This window comes from Rhizobium sp. Root1204 (genome assembly GCF_001424965.1).
GTDB lineage: Bacteria > Pseudomonadota > Alphaproteobacteria > Rhizobiales > Rhizobiaceae > Pararhizobium.
The window spans coordinates 62930-80520 of the sequence record NZ_LMCZ01000040.1 but is presented as its reverse complement, the minus strand read 5'-3'; the positions used below and the strand labels follow the sequence as shown (position 1 = coordinate 80520).

At 60.3% G+C, this 17591-nt stretch carries 15 protein-coding genes; 8 read left to right on the top strand and 7 right to left on the bottom strand.

All coding sequences use genetic code 11. The features are described 5' to 3' along the window. Positions 1-193: 193 nt before the first annotated feature. Positions 194-2281 carry a bifunctional diguanylate cyclase/phosphodiesterase gene (locus ASC96_RS24760; RefSeq protein ID WP_060505741.1) on the top strand — a complete coding sequence of 696 codons (2088 nt, stop codon included), beginning with the start codon at positions 194-196 and terminating at the stop codon, positions 2279-2281. A 273-nt stretch (positions 2282-2554) separates the two neighbouring features. Beyond that, entirely contained in the window at positions 2555-4651 is a 2097-nt protein-coding gene (locus ASC96_RS24755) for a bifunctional diguanylate cyclase/phosphodiesterase (RefSeq protein ID WP_060505740.1), read from the top strand. A 9-nt stretch (positions 4652-4660) separates the two neighbouring features. Here ASC96_RS24755 and ASC96_RS24750 read toward each other — a convergent pair whose 3' ends face one another. Next, complete coding sequence (locus tag ASC96_RS24750) at positions 4661-5845, bottom strand: benzoate/H(+) symporter BenE family transporter (protein ID WP_060505739.1); 1185 nt, start codon at positions 5843-5845, stop codon at positions 4661-4663. A 197-nt stretch (positions 5846-6042) separates the two neighbouring features. On the opposite strand from ASC96_RS24750, the gene ASC96_RS24745 reads away from it, so the two are divergent. The 3 genes from ASC96_RS24745 (at position 6043) to ASC96_RS24735 (ending at position 9181) form a co-directional block, all read left to right on the top strand. Beyond that, positions 6043-6990: a helix-turn-helix domain-containing protein gene (locus ASC96_RS24745; protein ID WP_060505738.1), complete on the top strand. Its 948-nt coding sequence runs from the start codon at positions 6043-6045 to the stop codon at positions 6988-6990. 168 nt (positions 6991-7158) lie between these two features. Beyond that, complete coding sequence (adh, locus tag ASC96_RS24740; RefSeq protein WP_060505737.1) at positions 7159-8667, top strand: aldehyde dehydrogenase; 1509 nt, start codon at positions 7159-7161, stop codon at positions 8665-8667. Between the two features lie 127 nt (positions 8668-8794). After that, positions 8795-9181: a DUF779 domain-containing protein gene (locus tag ASC96_RS24735; RefSeq protein ID WP_060505736.1), complete on the top strand. Its 387-nt coding sequence runs from the start codon at positions 8795-8797 to the stop codon at positions 9179-9181. A gap of 27 nt (positions 9182-9208) precedes the next feature. On the opposite strand, the gene ASC96_RS24730 is transcribed toward ASC96_RS24735, so the two are convergent. From ASC96_RS24730 to lgt, 6 genes are all read right to left on the bottom strand, one after another. Further along, on the bottom strand, positions 9209-10141 hold the full coding sequence (locus ASC96_RS24730) for a ribose-phosphate pyrophosphokinase (protein ID WP_060505735.1): 933 nt from the start codon (positions 10139-10141) through the stop codon (positions 9209-9211). A 223-nt stretch (positions 10142-10364) separates the two neighbouring features. Further along, positions 10365-11237 carry a hypothetical protein gene (locus ASC96_RS24725; protein WP_060506054.1) on the bottom strand — a complete coding sequence of 291 codons (873 nt, stop codon included), beginning with the start codon at positions 11235-11237 and terminating at the stop codon, positions 10365-10367. Positions 11238-11324: 87 nt separating this feature from the next. Then, entirely contained in the window at positions 11325-12476 is a 1152-nt protein-coding gene (locus tag ASC96_RS24720) for a Xaa-Pro peptidase family protein (RefSeq protein ID WP_060505734.1), read from the bottom strand. A gap of 1 nt (position 12477) precedes the next feature. After that, positions 12478-13272 carry a peptidoglycan editing factor PgeF gene (gene pgeF / locus ASC96_RS24715; RefSeq protein ID WP_060505733.1) on the bottom strand — a complete coding sequence of 265 codons (795 nt, stop codon included), beginning with the start codon at positions 13270-13272 and terminating at the stop codon, positions 12478-12480. Positions 13273-13430: 158 nt separating this feature from the next. After that, on the bottom strand, positions 13431-14525 hold the full coding sequence (locus ASC96_RS24710; protein WP_060505732.1) for a class I SAM-dependent methyltransferase: 1095 nt from the start codon (positions 14523-14525) through the stop codon (positions 13431-13433). Positions 14526-14535: 10 nt separating this feature from the next. Next, positions 14536-15381, bottom strand: a complete 846-nt coding sequence (gene lgt / locus ASC96_RS24705) for a prolipoprotein diacylglyceryl transferase (protein ID WP_082512259.1) — start codon at positions 15379-15381, stop codon at positions 14536-14538. Positions 15382-15571: 190 nt separating this feature from the next. Between lgt and ASC96_RS24700 the strand changes: the two genes are divergently transcribed. The 3 genes from ASC96_RS24700 (at position 15572) to proC (ending at position 17586) form a co-directional block, all read left to right on the top strand. Then, complete coding sequence (locus ASC96_RS24700; RefSeq protein ID WP_037099438.1) at positions 15572-15832, top strand: accessory factor UbiK family protein; 261 nt, start codon at positions 15572-15574, stop codon at positions 15830-15832. A gap of 432 nt (positions 15833-16264) precedes the next feature. Then, positions 16265-16765 (top strand): YbjN domain-containing protein, encoded by a 501-nt coding sequence (locus tag ASC96_RS24695; RefSeq protein WP_037098689.1) that lies wholly within the window; start codon positions 16265-16267, stop codon positions 16763-16765. A 2-nt stretch (positions 16766-16767) separates the two neighbouring features. After that, positions 16768-17586: a pyrroline-5-carboxylate reductase gene (gene proC, locus ASC96_RS24690; protein WP_060505730.1), complete on the top strand. Its 819-nt coding sequence runs from the start codon at positions 16768-16770 to the stop codon at positions 17584-17586. Positions 17587-17591: the final 5 nt, after the last annotated feature.

Here is a 17591-nt window from a genome sequence, read left to right as displayed (position 1 = left end):
CAAAGCCCGGTTTTGCCGGCAAAAGCCCGGTTTTGCCGAAAAATCCGCTTGGAAGTGGCGATGCAACCGCGGTTGCACGCACAGCGGGATGTTTTTCAGAACTTGATAACCGTCAAATCATGAAAATCCAACCGCGTTAATCTCTCTTAGTTCTTGCGTGGCAGATTGCGGCCACGTTCAAAACAGGTGCTTCATGCTCAAGGTTCTTTCCTGCATCGCCATAGATCATCACTACGGTTTGCTGTCGCTTGCAACTCTCGTCTGCATTTTGGGTTCAGTCCTGACCATGCGGCTTTATGCCCGTGTCAGGCGCACTGTCGGCGTGCAGCGGCTGAACTGGTTGTTCATGGGAGGGGTCATCGGCGGTTCGACGATCTGGACCACGCACTTCATTGCCATGCTGAGCTTCAGGCCGACGCTCGAACATGCCTATGAACCGATCCTGACCCTGGCTTCCCTGGGCGCGGCGATCGGCATCACGATACTGGGCTTTTTCGTCACCGCCATGCGCAAGACCGGTCCGACCATCGAGCTTGGCGGCGCGATTGTCGGTGCGGGCATCGCCATCATGCACTACATGGGCATGATGGCCTACCAGATCGCCGGGCGGATGGAGTGGGATTACAGCTACTATGCTGCCTCGATCATTCTGGGTGTCAGCTTCGGCGCTCTTGCTACCAGCCGGATTGCCCGCCCGGCCACCCGATTTTGCAAATATGGTGGTGTCGTCGCGCTGATCCTGGCGATCGTCAGCATGCATTTCACCGGTATGGCAGCGGTCACCATCATTCCTGATCCGATGATCCAGCCGTCGGCAGCGCTTATTCCCGATAACCTTCTGCTCGTCATGGTCATGGTGATGATGTGCCTGATGCTGGGGCTTGGTGCATCGACCTATGTCATCGACCTTCATTCCAGCCAGGTCGCAGCCGAACGTTTCCGCCACCTGTCACTGCACGATCCGTTGACGGCCCTGCCGAACCGGGTCGCCTTTGGCGAACATCTCGAAGAGATCATCCGGCGGCAGAAGGACGACACGTCGCGTGTTGCAGTCCTGTCCTTCGATCTGGACCGTTTCAAGGACGTCAACGACGTTCACGGTCATGCGGCCGGTGATGCTGTCCTGCGGACGATTTCCGAGCGGATGGCCAGCGTTCTGGGGGAGGGAGAATATGTTGCCCGCATCGGCGGCGACGAATTCGTGGCGCTGACCTCCAATTTCTTCATGAAAAGCGAAGCAAAGACCTTTGCAGCGCGGTTGATCGCCGAAATCGGCAAACCCGTCGAATGGCAGGGCAAGACGCTTTTGGTTGGCAGCAGTGTCGGTATCTCGCTGTTTCCCGTCGATGCACGCACGCCAGAAGAGCTTTTGGCACAGGCGGATCTGGCCATGTACCGGGCCAAAGCGGCCGGCTCGAATTCAATCCGTCTCTACGAGCCCTCGATGGACGATGCCGCGCGCAGCCGAAGCGTCCTTGCCATGGACATGCGTGATGGCATCGAGCGCAACGAGTTCGAACTCTATTATCAGTATCAGAACAACTCGCTGACGCGCGACGTCATCGGTTTTGAGGTCCTGTTGCGCTGGAAGCATCCGGTGCGCGGTATGGTGCCGCCGACGGAATTCATTCCGATCGCCGAGAAGAACGGCTTTATTCACGAACTCGGTGACTGGGTGCTGTTGACGGCTTGCCGCCAGGCGGCCTCCTGGGACAATCCGATCAAGATTGCCGTCAACGTCGCGCCGGCTCAGTTGGCCGATACGAACTTCCCCAACCGGGTAAGCGAAATCCTGGAGGAAACCGGCCTTGATGCCGCCCGCCTCGAACTGGAAATCACCGAATCGGGCATCATCGCCGACCAGCAGCACGCGCTTCACATCATCCGCCAGTTGAAGCAGCTTGGCGTCAAGATCGCCATGGACGATTATGGGACCGGCTATTCGTCGCTCTCGACGCTTCAGAACTTCCCGTTCGACAAGATCAAGATCGATCGCGCCTTCATCGATGGCGTCACCAGCAACCGCCACTCTGCCGCGATCGTGCGCTCGACCATCATTCTCGCCCAGAGCCTGGATATTCCGGTACTGGCGGAAGGGGTGGAGAACGAGGAACACATGGACTTCCTGCGCAGCGAAGGCTGCCTGCAGGTGCAGGGATACCTGTTTGGCAAACCGATGCCGCTCAGCGAGATCGAGCATGTTGTCAACGCGATCAGTGCTGACCGCTCGGCGGCCGGCGCGGAATCCGAAACGGACGGAGGCAACGCCGTCGCCGCATGATGTACCAGTCGTCCGCGCCCCAATCGCGCGGCCGCAGGTGGAGCTGTTCAGCGGCGCGGACTGAGCGCATCAGGAATACACTTACTGGTTGTTTTTCTGATTCCAGCATTAAGCCTACGCAACTGACAGAACCGTCGCCGGAAGCAGGGTTTCTCCCGCATTGCTTTTGAACGCATGTCCGACATCCCGAGTTGGTCAGTTAGAATAATGTCATTCAATGATTATTAGTGGTTGCGTGAGACGATTCCATCCGTATCAGTACGGGTGGTGTCAATGCTCAAGGTTCTTTCCTGTATAGCCACCGACCATAGCTACGGACTTCTCGCGCTTGCCGCCCTTGTTTGCGTCCTGGGGTCGATCCTGACCGTCCGCCTTTATGTTCGCGTTCAGCGCAGCGCCGGGATGCAGAAGTTGAACTGGCTGTTTATGAGCGGGGTCGTCGGTGGCTCGACGATCTGGATGACGCATTTCATTGCGATGCTGAGTTTCAATCCACCCTTGGCGCATGCCTATGAGCCGATGCTGACGATGGCATCGCTGGCTGCTGCAATCGTCATCACAATTATGGGATTTCTGATCACGGCGGCAGGCAGGCCCAGTATTGTCATCGAATTCGGCGGCTGCGTGGTCGGAGCAGGGATCGCCATCATGCATTATACCGGCATGGCCGGTTACCAGATTGCCGGCAGGCTGGAGTGGGATCAGAGCCACTACGCGGCGTCCGTGTTCCTTGGCATCGGCTTCGGCGCTGTCGCCATGAGCCTGATCGCAAGGCCGGGGGCACCGGCCCGTCAATACGCGGGTATTCTCGCCCTGGTCCTGGCGATCACCACCATGCATTTTACCGGGATGAGTGCGATCACGATCATTCCGGATTCGCTCATCGTTACCTCGAATGACATGATCCCCGAAAGCCTGCTGACGGTCGTGGTCGCCATTATCGGCCTGATGCTGGCGCTCGGCGCATCGACCTATGCCATCGATCTGCAATCGACGCGGGGAGCGGCGGAGCGGTTCCGTCATCTGTCGCTTCACGACCCGTTGACGGGATTGCCAAACCGCGTCGCTCTCGGGGAGAAGCTTCAGGAGATCATCGACCGTCACAAGGACGGCACGGCCGGCATCGCCGTCCTGTCCTTTGACCTTGATCGTTTCAAGGATGTCAACGACGTGCACGGGCATGCGGCCGGCGATGCCGTCCTGCAGGGTGTGGCCGGGCGGATGTCAAAAGTGCTGGGCAAAGGGGAATTCATCGCACGCATGGGCGGCGACGAGTTCGTTGCCCTGTCCAGTAATCTGGCCCGGTATGACGATGCCACCGCCTTCGCGTCGAGGCTTGTCGAGGCGATAATTCAGCCGGTCGAATGGGAAGGGAAGAAGCTGCAGGTCGGCACGAGCGTCGGAATTTCCCATTATCCCGCCGACGCACGCACGCCGCAGGCGCTTCTGGCGCAGGCGGATCTCGCCATGTACCGCGCCAAGGCCGTGGGGTCGAATGCCGTTCGACGCTACGAGCCGGCGATGGATGATGCCGCCCGGGACCGCAGTGCGCTTGCAATGGACATGCGCCAGGGCATCGAGCGCAACGAATTCGAGCTCTACTACCAGTACCAGAACAACTCTTTGACGCGCGACGTCATCGGCTTTGAAGTTCTGCTGCGCTGGCATCACCCGGTCCGGGGCATGGTGCCGCCCGCGGAATTCATTCCGATCGCCGACCGTAACGGCTTCATTCACGAGCTGGGGGATTGGGTCTTGCGCACGGCCTGTCAGCAGGCGGCGTGCTGGACGAACCCGCTCAAGATCGCGGTCAATGTTGCGCCGGGCCAACTCACCAATGTCAACCTTGCGGCACGGGTGCAAGAGATCCTGCTGGAAACGGGTCTTGAACCCTGCCGGCTGGAGCTGGAAATCACTGAATCCGGCATCATCGCCGACCAGCAAAATGCCCTACGGATCATCCGGCAGCTGAAGCAGCTCGGTGTCAAGATCGCCATGGACGACTATGGTACCGGCTATTCCTCGCTGACGACCCTGCAGAACTTTCCGTTCGACAAGATCAAGATCGACCGTGCCTTCATCGATGGCGTGACGACCAGTCGTCAGTCGGCGGCGATTGTCCGTTCGACCATCATCCTTGCCGACAGTCTCGGCATTCCGGTTCTGGCCGAAGGCGTGGAATGCGAAGAGCATATGGACTTCCTGCTGAACGAAGGCTGCCCGCAGGTGCAGGGTTACCTGTTCGGCAGGCCGATGCCACTGAGCGAGATCAGTCATGTTGTGAACAGGCCGCCATGCGGTGAGTTGCCCGGTCACCAGGCAGGCGGGATCGAACCGGAAACCTTGCCCATGCGTTCCGCCGTTGGATGACCGGTTGAGTCAGCGTTTGCGGGACTTGGTGAAGCGGGCAAGGGCAAGCATCAGACCGCCGGCCATCAGGCCCCAGAAGGCACCGGAAACCCCGGCGAAACTGACACCGGACGCGGTGACCAGAAATGTCACAGCTGCGGCCTCACGGCCGTCCGCTTCCTTGAACGCGGCCATGGCCGATCCAGCAAAGGCACTGATCAAGGCAAGGCCGGCCACCGCCTGGATCAGGATCGGCGGGGCAAGGCTGACGAAGGCCGTCACGGTGGCCGCAAGGAGACCGAAGACGATGTAACCGGCACCGGCGACGATCGACGACCAGTAACGCCGGGCCGGATCGTGATGCGCGTCCTCGCCGGCACACATCGCAGCGGTGATCGCAGCCAGATTGACCGCATGACCACCGAACGGCGCGCTCAGGATCGAGAAGACACCGGTTGTTGCAAACAGCGGGCCGGGCTGCGGTTCGTAGCCGTTGACCTTCAAGACGGCGATGCCCGGAATATTCTGGGATGCCATGGTGACGATGAACAGCGGCAGCGCGATGCTGACGAAGCCGGCGACGGTAAACGCTGGCGTGACCCACTCGACATGCGGAACCAGCGTTGCCGAAAGCCGTGTCATTGCATCGGCAGGCATATCGACCCCGAAGGCGAGCACCAGCACGAACGCCAGAAGTGCCGCCGGCACTGCAAACAGCCGGTTGATGCTGCCGACGATCACCCAGGCGGCGGCGATGGGCAAGCCGAGCAGCGGATTGAAGGCAATCGCCTTGACCGGCGCAAAGCACAGCCCGATCAGAACCCCCGCGAGCATCGCGTTGGCCAGCGCCGCCGGGATTGCCGCAACGGCGCGGCCCAGCGGTTTCCATAGTCCCGCCACGACGATTAGCGCGCCGCAAATCAGGAACCCGCCGACTGCGGTGTTGAACCCGCCCGCCACGGCACCCGAACTCGCAAGCAGTGCGGCGCCCGGCGTCGACCAGGCTATGCTTACCGGTAGTCGCGTCGAAAGGCTGAGTACGATCGCACACAGTCCCATCGATACCGATAGTGCCATCAGCCCGGAAGCGGCCTGCGCCTCGGTCGCGCCGACGCCCGTCAGCCCGTGCAGTACGACGGCAAAGGAACTTGCAAATCCAACGAAGGCAGTGAGCAGGCCCATGAACAGGCTCTGAAGGGAGAAGTCTCGAAGCATTGTCTGGGACCTGGCTGTAGGACGTGTCTTGAAGACAGATTCGCCTATCATATCGTCATGTTCGTGCAATACCATGTGCTTGCCCTGGCCGATATTTCGGGTCACGGCCGTTTTATCTTTGACCTTTGTTCAACTGGACGTTTTACTGTCACTAAATCTATGGTGAGGTTCGCGTCAGCCCTCAGGGAGGAGAGCCGGTGAAACATTCGGATCATGTTCAAGCCGTTGCGCACCATGTGTCGGCCGCTGCCAGTTCGCCTGTCGCCGCTTCCTGGCGCCGCTGCCTGACCGTGCATGGATTGTCTCCCGAAGATGTCCGCTCACCGCTCAGGCTGTCGGAACAGGAGTTCCGTGCGGCGCGGGAAAAATCCGGGCACCTGATCGAGGAAGCGCAAGCGGAACTGGACCGGCTGTTTTCGACGGTCGGCAAGGCGGGATGCTGCCTCCTGTTGACCGACGAGAACGGCATTGCACTCGAACGCCGCGGCGCGCCGGGCGACGACCACGACTTTCGCGGGCTGGGCCTCTGGTCCGGCACGGTGTGGAGCGAGGCGAGCGTCGGCACCAATGGCATCGGTACGGCAATCGCCGACGAGCGCGCCGTCGTCATCCAGCGTGACCAGCATTTCTTGAGCTGCAATACCGGCCTCTCGTGTGTGACTGCCCCCATCCGCGATCATCTGGGAAGGGTCGCTGCCGCCATCGATATCTCCACCTGCCGCGACGATGCCGGCGAAATGGCCATGCTGTTGTTGTCGCAGGCCGTCCGTGACTCCGCCGCCCGTATCGAAGCCAATCTGTTCCATCGCGCCTTCAACGGCGCGCGTATTCTTTTTGTGCCGGCCGACAACAAGAGCAGCCCGGCGCTCATCGCCATCGACCGAGACGATCTTGTACTCGGCGCTACCCGTGCCGCCCGGTTGAAGCTCAATCTCGACGACAGGCGCATTGCCAATGGCATTCCGGCCGCCGACCTGTTGAACGAGGCTCCGGCGGGGCAGGGGGAGGATCTCCTCGATGCCGAGCGCGCCGCGCTTCGCCGCGTCTTGTCGAGAGCGCACGGCAATGTGTCCTTGGCGGCTGGTACGCTGGGGATCAGCCGGGCGACGCTTTACCGAAAGATGAAGAAACTGTCGGTCAACTGATGGCGCGGTGCTGGTTGCCGCGCTGCAGCATGTTTGCTGTAATTCACCTGTCGCACATCTGAAACACTTGTGGTCAGGCGCAGGCATTGCGCCCCTACGCGTTCCGAAAGTTCCGGCGCACATTTCCTCCCAGCAGATGTTGGAGTCTGTTTCAGGAGGAGAAATTACATGTTGCATCAGAAGATCGTCGAAAATCCGTTCAAGCAGAAATATGGCAACTACATCGGTGGCGATTGGCGCGAGCCGGTCAGCGGCCGCTATTTCGACAACACGACCCCGGTCACCGGCGGGGTGTTGTGCCAGATCGCCCGTTCAGAGGCTTCTGATATCGAACTGGCACTGGATGCTGCCCATGCCGCCAAGGAAAAGTGGGGCCGCACATCCTCGACGGAGCGCGCCAATATCCTGATGAAAATCGCCCAGCGAATGGAAGACAATATCGAGCTTCTGGCAAGGGCCGAGACTTGGGACAACGGCAAGCCGCTGCGTGAAACGATGGCAGCAGACATGCCGCTCGCCATCGACCATTTCCGCTATTTCGCGTCCTGCGTCCGCGCCCAGGAAGGCTCTATCGGTGAGATCGACCACGACACCGTCGCCTATCATTTCCATGAGCCGCTTGGCGTCGTCGGCCAGATCATTCCGTGGAATTTCCCGATCCTGATGGCTGCGTGGAAGCTTGCGCCGGCGCTTGCTGCAGGCAATTGCGTGATCCTGAAGCCGGCCGAACAGACACCGGCCTCGATCCTCGTCTGGATCGAACTCGTCGGTGATCTCCTGCCGCCGGGCGTGCTCAACATCGTCAACGGCTTTGGTCTTGAGGCCGGCAAGCCGCTTGCGACCAACCCCCGCATCAACAAGGTGGCATTTACCGGCGAAACCTCGACCGGCCGGCTGATCATGCAGTACGCCAGCCAGAATCTCATCCCGGTGACGCTGGAACTCGGCGGCAAGTCGCCGAACATCTTCTTCGAAGACGTCATGCGCGAGGACGACGATTATCTCGACAAGGCGCTCGAAGGCTTTGCAATGTTCGCGCTCAACCAGGGAGAAGTCTGCACATGCCCAAGCCGTGCGCTGGTGCATGAAAAGATTTACGATCGCTTCATGGAAAAGGCCATTGCGCGTGTCGCTGCTATCAAGCAGGGCAACCCGCTCGACATGTCGACGATGATAGGCGCCCAGGCGTCCAGCGAACAACTAGAAAAGATCCTGTCCTACATGGATATCGGCCGCCAGGAAGGTGCCGAGGTCTTGATCGGCGGCGAGCGTAACAATCTGGAGGGTGAATTTGCCGGTGGCTTCTACGTCAAGCCGACGGTGTTCAAGGGCCACAACAAGATGCGCGTGTTCCAGGAGGAAATCTTCGGGCCGGTCGTGTCGGTGACAACCTTTAAGACTGACGAGGAAGCGCTGGAAATCGCCAACGACACGCTCTATGGCCTCGGTTCTGGCGTCTGGAGCCGCGATGCCAACCGCTGCTATAATTTCGGCCGCAACATCCAGGCCGGCCGCGTCTGGACCAATTGCTACCATGCCTACCCGGCGGGTGCTGCTTTTGGCGGCTACAAGCAGTCCGGCATCGGCCGCGAAACCCACAAGATGATGCTCGACCACTACCAGCAGACTAAGAACATGCTGGTGAGCTACAGCCCCAAGGCGTTGGGTTTCTTTTGATTTTTTCCTTCTCCCCGCTAGCGGGGAGAAGGTGCCCGAAGGGCGGATGAGGGGCCACTTGAGCTTGCCCCTCATCCTAACCCTCTCCCCGTAGGCGGGGAGAGGGGATTAACTCGGAAGGAAACTCATGACAGACACCATCAAGGGCGAACCACGGGTGCTTGCCACCGACGCGGCACTGGCGTTCCTTAAGGAGATCCGTCAGGATCATCCCGATGTGCTGTTTCATCAGTCCGGTGGCTGTTGCGACGGTTCGTCGCCGATGTGTTATCCCGCCGACGACTACATTGTCGGCGATAACGATATCAAGCTGGGAGAGATTGGCGGCGTGCCGGTCTATATCAGCGCCAGCCAGTTCGAGGTCTGGAAGCACACACAACTGATCATCGACGTCGTGCCGGGCAGGGGCGGCATGTTCTCGCTCGACAATGGCCGCGAGCGCCGGTTTCTCACCAGGTCGCGGCTGTTCGCAGGCGGCGAGGCCTGCGCCATTCCGATTGTCAAAAGAGCATAGCGCCGGCCATGCCGCCGATTGAGCGGATCAATCGAACAGGCTGGAGACCGATTCTTCCTGGCTGGTGCGGTTGATCGCTTCGCCGATAAGGCTGGATGTCGAGATGACGCGGATATTGTGGGCCGATTGGACCGCCGTGGTTGGCTGGATCGTGTCGGTGATCACCAGTTCCTTCAGCTTCGACGACGTGACACGGGCGACAGCACCGCCGGACAGAACGCCGTGGGTGATATAGGCCGTGACGCTGGTGGCGCCGTTCTTCAAAAGTGCTTCTGCGGCGTTGCAGAGCGTGCCGCCGGAATCAACGATATCGTCGATCAGCAGACAGTCCTTGCCGGTCACGTCACCGATGACGTTCATGACTTCGGATTCGCCGGCGCGTTCGCGGCGCTTGTCAACGATCGCCAGCTGGCAGTCGAGACGCTTGGCCAGCGCCCGGGCGCGGACCACGCCGCCGACGTCGGGCGAAACGACCATGACGTTTTCAAGATTGTAATGTTCCTTTACGTCACGCGACAGGATCGGCACGGCGTAGAGGTTGTCTGTCGGGATGTCGAAGAAGCCCTGGATCTGGCCTGCATGCAGATCGAGTGTCAGAACGCGGTCGGCGCCGGCTTCGGTGATCAGGTTGGCGACCAGCTTGGCCGAAATCGGCGTGCGCGGGCCGGGTTTGCGGTCCTGGCGGGCATAGCCGAAATAGGGAATGACGGCGGTGATGCGGCGGGCTGAAGATCGGCGCATGGCATCGATCATGATCAGCAGTTCCATCAGGTGGTCATTGGTCGGAAACGAGGTCGACTGGACAACGAAGACATCTTCGCCGCGCACGTTCTCCTGTATTTCCACGAAGATTTCCTGGTCGGCAAACCGTCTGACGGTCGCTTTGCCCAGGGGCAGGTTGAGATAATTGCAGATCGCTTCGGCCAGGAGCCGGTTCGAGTTGCCTGCGAAAACCTTCATCGATGGTCCGCCTGTGCTGGCGCGAATATTTATTACGCGCAAATTCCGTAAGCCAGCCTGGGTCTCGATCGTCCCAAGCTTATGCGCGCTTCATAACGCGCTTGACTTCGAATGCAAGAGGATTGCCGCGTTGCAGCGTAGTTTATCCTAAAAAGATTTGCTCAAACGTGGTGAAGTGAGGATATTTCGCCTCACACCAACGGATTTTCCATCCCGCCGCTTGTCAACCGGCGTTGCTGTCACGCCAGCTGAGATATTCGTTGATGGTCTTGGTGGCGATCGCCTGCATCGTCTGCGGCGGGACGGCGGACCAGAGATTGGCGGCCGTGGCATTCACCGTGTCCTGCCCCTGGATGCGGTGCAGCCGGTTGCCGGCGCCATCCAGTACGTCCCAGACATAGACCACAGTCGTCTTGCCGCCGTCGTTCAGTGCCGAGAAATAGCCTTTCAGGATATGCTGGCTGCTGGTGTCGGATGCGGCCTTGATCGTCAGGCCGTGCGAGCGGGCCTCGCTGCCGAGCTGTTTGGAGAGCGGCGTGACGACCTCCACCGGCGCACCGATGATCGGCAGGAAGCGGATGGTGCCCGCTGCCGCAGGGGCGATCGCTGCCGCCTTCTGCGGCTGCTGGGCTTGTGGTTCCTGCTCGGCAACCTGCTGTTCGGGCTCTGTGGGCTGGTCGTTTCGTGTGGCGCCATCGTCCTGCGATGTCTCAGCCTGCCCGGTAGCAATTGATCTGCGGCTGACCTGCTGTTCCTGTGCCGGAATCTGGCCTTGCTGCAAACGGTTGGCCTGTGCATCCAGCGACCCGGCCGGATCGGTATAGTCGACATCGCCCTGCGCCATCACCGTGCCGCTTGGGCCTTCCGAAAAGCCCTCCTGTTCCGGCGAGGCCAGTTGCGCGCTTTGCACCGGCGTGGACGCCTGTGGCGTAACGTCAACCGTCTGCATGGAATCGAGATCGGACTGGTTGACCGGCGGCGAGCGGAAGGTGCCTGCGCCAACATCGACCTGCGGGGTGAGATCGTCCATGCTGTTGCAGCCCGTCAGGGCCACAATCATTCCAAGGCTCGCAAGAAGCATGATCCGCTTGTGCATCGTCCTACCGTCCGGTTCGTCGGTGACGGAATAGGCGAAGGCCCCCACCTTCTTTCCGCCGTTCAAAGGGACGATAGATCAATTTTCCTAAGCAGAGATGAAGTCCAGTCCATAGCGCGACAATGCCTTGGGCGCGCCGTCTGTGGTGAGGTAAGTCTGGCCCAGCGTCATGGCCGTGCCGCTGTCTGAGTCCATGATGATCATGTGGACGAACAGGGACATGTCGGGTGCGATCTCCTGTGGATTGCCCATGTGGAACATCTGATGCTCCATCCAGGAGGGTGAGAATCGGGCGCCAAGCGAGTAGCCGCAGGCGTTCAGCCGGTGCCGTGTCAGGCCGCGTTCGTCCATGATCTTCGAATGAACGTCGAAAACGGTGCCGAACGTGTTGCCGGGACGAAGCACCATCTCGATGGCCTGGATGGTGTCGCGGCAGGCGCTGTAGAGCTCGCGGTGACGGTTGGTCGGCTCTCCGACAACGACGGTGCGCATCATCGCGGCATGATAGTGGGCGCTGACACCCGCCCATTCCAGCGTCAACTGGTCCTGTGCGTCCAGTGTACGGCGGCCGGCCTTGTAGCGGCAAAGCAGGGCATCGGCGCCGGAGCCGATGATGAATTCGTTGGCGGGATAGTCGCCACCGCCGGCAAAGACTGCGCCCTGCATGGCGGCCAGGATAGCGGCTTCGCTGCCGCCTGCATGGATCAGCGGAATGGCGGCATCCAGCGCGTCGTCGGCAAGGCTTGCGGCCTTTTCGACATAGGCGATCTCGGCGGGGCTCTTGATCAGGCGCAGGCGGCTGACCAGCAACGAGGCATCGACCAGTTCGCCGAAACTCGTCAGCTGCTGATCGAGCAGCCGGGCAATGCGGCCGGTCATGCCATGGGTGTCATATTCTATGCCGATCCGGGCTCCGAGCAGGTCGAGGTCGCTCAGCAGGTTTTTCAGGTCCATCGTCGGGTCGGCGTTGACCCGGTCGACCCAGACCTCGACGCGCTCGATATTGGAGGTGTGCTTGGCCTGGCGCAGATCGGCCGAACGGGTCAAAAGCACCATCGAGCCGTCGGCTTTCACCACCAGCGTCTGGAAAAAGCAGTAGCCGAACGTGTCGTAGCCGGTCAGCCAATACATGCTTTCCTGCGCAAACAGCAGCACGGCAGCCAGCTTTTCTTCCTTCATCCTGGCCGTCAGCCGTTCCAGCCGCGCTGAAAATTCGTCCTGCGTGAAATGCAGTGCCATGTCATGCCTCCCGTATGGATATTGCAGAAATTTGCCGGCCGTAATCCGGCTCGCTGCGATGCGTCGTGCGGCGGTAGGAAAAGAAGCGTTCCTCATCCGCATAGGTGCAAAGATCGAGGTTTTCTGCGATGACGCCGGCATCCGTCAACCGCCTGGTGGTCAGCCCCGGCAGATCGAACATGGCGTGGCCCTCGCGGGTGGATGGCGTAAAGAAGACGGCGTAGGCGGGATCTTTCTCCAGAAAGCGTTCGACGAATTCGGTGCCAACCTCGTAATTCCGGCGGCTGATCGAAGGGCCGAGACTTGCGGCGATACGCTCGCGGCGCGCCCCCAAAGAAATCATCGCCTCGATGGTACTTTCGAGCACGCCGGTCAGCGCCCCCTTCCAGCCGGCATGGGCGGCACCAATCACGCCGGCCTCAGCGTCGGCAAACAGAACCGGGCCGCAATCGGCCGACAGGACGCCGATGACAAGGCCGGGCGTCGCGGTCACCAGCGCGTCGGCTTCAGCGCGCGTGCCGTCATAGCTGGCGTTGACGATCACGGCGTCTGGCGAATGAACCTGATGCACCGTTGCCAGTTTTTCTGGTGGGGCACCAAACCAGGCGCTGACGCGGGCGCGATTTTCTTCGACACGGCTGCGCTCGTCCCGGGATCCAAGCCCGACATTCAGGCCTCGGTAGATGCCGTCCGAAACGCCGCCTTCGCGGGTGAAGTAGCCATGTCTGATGGCGTTTCCCGCTGTTGAAGAGAGAAGCGGGCTTTGCACAGGCGATAGCAAGGCATCATCCTTCATCGGTTGTTTTGCCTTTTCGATATGCTGCGATGCGGTTGGTTTTCCGGGCGTCTCGGCTGTGTCAGCCCGGGTGATTTGGCCGGATGTTGGCCTTTAGGGACGGTCTCTGTCAATCCATCGAAACGACAGCCGGCGTCGCCGCCATGTCTTTGTAGCTGCTATTTCTGAAAAGGCACGAGGGCTACATTCGGGCTGCTGACAGCGAGAACCTTGAACAATTCGCCCATTTTTCCTTCGCCAGCTCCAGCCAGCCGTTCGGCGTCGGCCCGGATGTTTTCCTGGGTTTCGGGGCTCTTGTTTCGGCCAATGGCGGCGGCGCGTTCGGCCAGGCCAAGCGCGATCAGAAAATCGCCCTGATAGGTCAGCCCGTTGATTTGCAAGCCTTCGGCGACTGCACGCCGGGCCAGTTGCTCGAAATCGACATGGCTGGTGATATCGGCCTCGCCGGGGTGGGCAAGTGGCGGATCGAACTGATGGCTGCGCACGGCCTGCAGCGTGTCCCCGAGACCAGTTGCCATATGGCCGTAGTCAATGATCACGGCTGTTCCGCCATGGGTACGGATGCGCTCGCTGAGCGTTGCCATCACCGCATCGCGGGCAGGGGCGACTTCAAACACCGCTCCGAGTGGCGCTGCAGGGCCTGAGGACGGAAGCATGTCAGGATCGATACTGGCTACGCCGGCCGCAAACGTCAGTTCTCCCTGCGCATCAAGGCCGACAAGACGCTCCCTGAACCCCTGTGCCGTTTTGACGAACTGGCGGATGGGGATGGCGTCGAACAGTTCGTTGGCAGCCAAAAGCAGAAAGCCGCCCGGCAGCCTATCGAAACTGTCGTGCCAGGAAATCTTGAACTTGTGGGCGATCAGCGTCTGCTGTTGGACCTTCTGCAACCGCTCACTGGTCTCCACCAGATGGACGCTCGCCGCGTCATAGAGCGCGGGCGACAGCTTGGCGACGACGCGCAGGATATCGGCCATCATCGTGCCGCGGCCGGGGCCGATCTCGGCAATATTGACCGGAACCGGTTCTCCGTGCCGTTGCCAGGCCTGGACAAGGAAAATGCCGATCATCTCGCCGAACAACTGGCTGATCTCGGGTGCCGTGATGAAATCGCCGGACTGGCCGAAGGGCTCGCGCGTCCTGTAATAACCATGGTCCGGATCTGCCAGGCAGAGCGAAAAGTAATCGGTGACGCTGATCGGCCCGTGCGCCAGAATGAGTGCCTTGATCTTTTCTGCAAGCGGGGTCGTCATGAAAACCCCATCAGGCTGTGACGGCGCTGGCACGGCGTGCCCGCAGGATGGCCCAGAGGCCGATCAGCACCATCGGTACCGATAGAAGCATGCCCATGGTCAGCCAGCCGCCCAGCAGGTAGCCGAGTTGTGCGTCGGGTTCACGGAAGAACTCCACGAAGATACGCGCCAGACCGTAGCCGGTGACGAACACGCCGCAAACCAGGCCAGGCGTCTTCAGCGCCTTGCGGTAGTAAATCATGACGGCAAGTACGGTCAGCAGCACAAGGCCTTCGAGCCCGGCTTCATAGAGCTGGCTCGGGTGACGGGCGAAAGGACCGCCGGTCGGAAAGATAACTGCCCAAGGGGCTGACGATAGCCGGCCCCAGAGTTCGGCATTGATGAAATTGGCGATGCGGCCAAAGAACAGACCGATCGGCACCACCGCAGAGACGATGTCGAACAGGCTCCAGATGACGATCTTGTGGCGCTTGGCAAACAGGATCATGGCGATCATCGTGCCGATCAGGCCGCCATGGAAGGACATGCCGCCGTTCCAGATTTCCAGTGCCCGCACAGGATTGGCGATTACGCTCTGCAGGTCGTAGAACAGGATATAGCCGATACGTCCGCCACCGACGATACCCGCCGCAACCCAGAGCAGGAAGTCGTCAAGCTGTGCCTCGGTCGCCGCCGGCGTTCCGTTGGCCCAGAGCGTGGTGTTGCGGACCAGTCGGCGGGCATATTGCCAGCCGATCAGGATGCCCGCCACATAGGCGAGGCCATACCAGTGGATCTGCAAAGGACCAATGGAAATGAGGACCGGATCGATTTCCGGAAAAGGCATGATCGAGAAGAGTGTCGCTATTGTTTCCAAGGTCTTGCTTCATTTCCATCGTTGTTTGCCGGAACATGGCCCTGCGGCAAGGCAGGGTCAAGGCAAGCTGCGTTCACGAAAGCCTGACATCCCCGGTATTTTTCCTTGCATCGGTCAGCATGTGCTCCTACCTCCTTTCTATAGGCCCGCGCTGGCGGGCAATGGATGCCAAGGACCGGAGACCAAGACGATGAGCACAGGCGCAAACCGCATTCTGGATGATTTTGCCAAGTTGATGACGGACGCGGCGGGCGCAGCCCAGGGGGTCCGCAAGGAAATGGAAACGGTGTTTCGCGCCCAGGGCGAACGGCTGCTCAACTCCATGGATATCGTCAAGCGCGAGGAGTTCGAGGCCGTGCGTGAAATGGCGCTCAAGGCGCGGGATGAAAACGATGCGCTGCTCGCCCGCATCGCAGCGCTTGAAGCGCGTCTGGCAGACGCCGGCAAATAAGCAGAATCAACGCGGTGGCGTGTGCTGCGCCGCCGCGTGACCGGTTTGCGGGGCAGGTGTCCCGGGACGGTACAAGCCGTTCTTTTTCAGATGCAAACGCGCCGCCTTTTTCATAAATCTTTCACCCTGTGGACACTGCCGAAAAACGCTTATGGCAGAGTCATTTAAGAACGGGTGCTGAATCAATTTAAGAGAGCCTATCCACAAGCGCCGGCGCTATTTTTCACCCGGGGGGCTTTCATGCGGACTCCGGCATTATACACTGATTTTAAATGATGATTCGAAACGGATCACGCAAGCTCCAGGCAGGGTATGTTAGCCAGGATGGTCGTGTTTCCGGTAATCATAAGTGTTTGTTTCTGGTGTTTGAGTTTGCAGCCTTGTGTGTGAACACGATGTCGCATGTCTGCGCCAGGACTTTTGGGGTGATGCATGAGCCTGATGGAACTGGAACTTGAGCGCCAATCGAACCCGGTCGATATGATCGAGTTCGTCGCTGCCAACAATGATTGGTCCTTCGAGCGCTCGGGCGAAGATGAAATCGCCATGACGGTGGAAGGGAAGTGGACCGATTACCACGTCTCCTTCTCGTGGATGGAGGAGTTCGAGGCGCTGCACCTTGCCTGCGCCTTCGACATCAAGGTCCCGGAAAGCCGCGTCAACGAAGTGATCCGGTTGCTCTCCCATATCAATGGTCAGGTGCTGATGGGGCATTTCGACCTCTGGCGTCAGGAAGACGTGGTGATTTTCCGCCAGTCGCTGCTGCTTGCCGGTGGTGCGGAGCCGACCAACCAGCAGGTCGAAGTTCTGCTGTCGAGCGCGCTTGAAGCCTGCGAATCCTATTTCCAGGCCTTCCAGTTTGTGGTCTGGTCAGGTGTCGATGCGCAGAGCGCTGTCGAAGCCGTTATGTTTGAAACCGTCGGAGAGGCGTGACAATGGCTGTGCATGCGTCAGGTCCGGTCGTTCTGATCGGTGCAGGCAATATGGGCGGCGCAATGCTCGCCGGCTGGTTGAAAAGTGGTATCTCCGGTGCCGATCTTCTGGTGATCGATCCCGGCCCGCCGCCGGCCATGGCCAAGCTGATTGCCGACAACGGCGCGCGCCATGTGACGGCTGCGCCCGCGGACTTGAAGGCCGGTGTTCTCTTCCTTGCGGTCAAACCGCAGATGATGGGCGCGGTCCTGCCGCCATTGAAGAGCCTCGTCGGTCCTGAAACCGTGGTGGTTTCGGTTGCGGCCGGAACGACGCTGTCCTTCATGCAATCGCATCTCGGTGACGCTGCCATGGTGCGCGCCATGCCGAACACCCCGGCGATGATCGGCCGTGGCGTCACCGGCGCCTTTGCCAATGGTGCCGTATCGAGCGCACAGCGTGATCTCGTCCACAATCTTCTCAAAGTATCCGGCCCGGTCGAATGGGTCGAAACCGAAGCCGATATCGATGCGGTCACCGCCGTGTCGGGCAGCGGCCCGGCCTATGTATTCTATCTCGTCGAGTGCATGGCGGAGGCTGGCCGCAAGGCCGGTCTTCAGGCGGACCTTGCCATGCGGCTTGCACGGGAAACCGTCGCGGGGGCTGGCGAACTCTTGCACCAGTCCCCCGACGACGCTTCAAGGCTTCGCCAGAACGTGACGTCTCCCGGCGGCACCACGGCGGCAGCCCTCAACATCCTCATGGCCGATGACGGCATGCAGCCCCTGTTCGATAAGGCGATTGCCGCAGCCCGCAAGCGGGCGGAAGAGCTGGCCGGCTAGTTCAG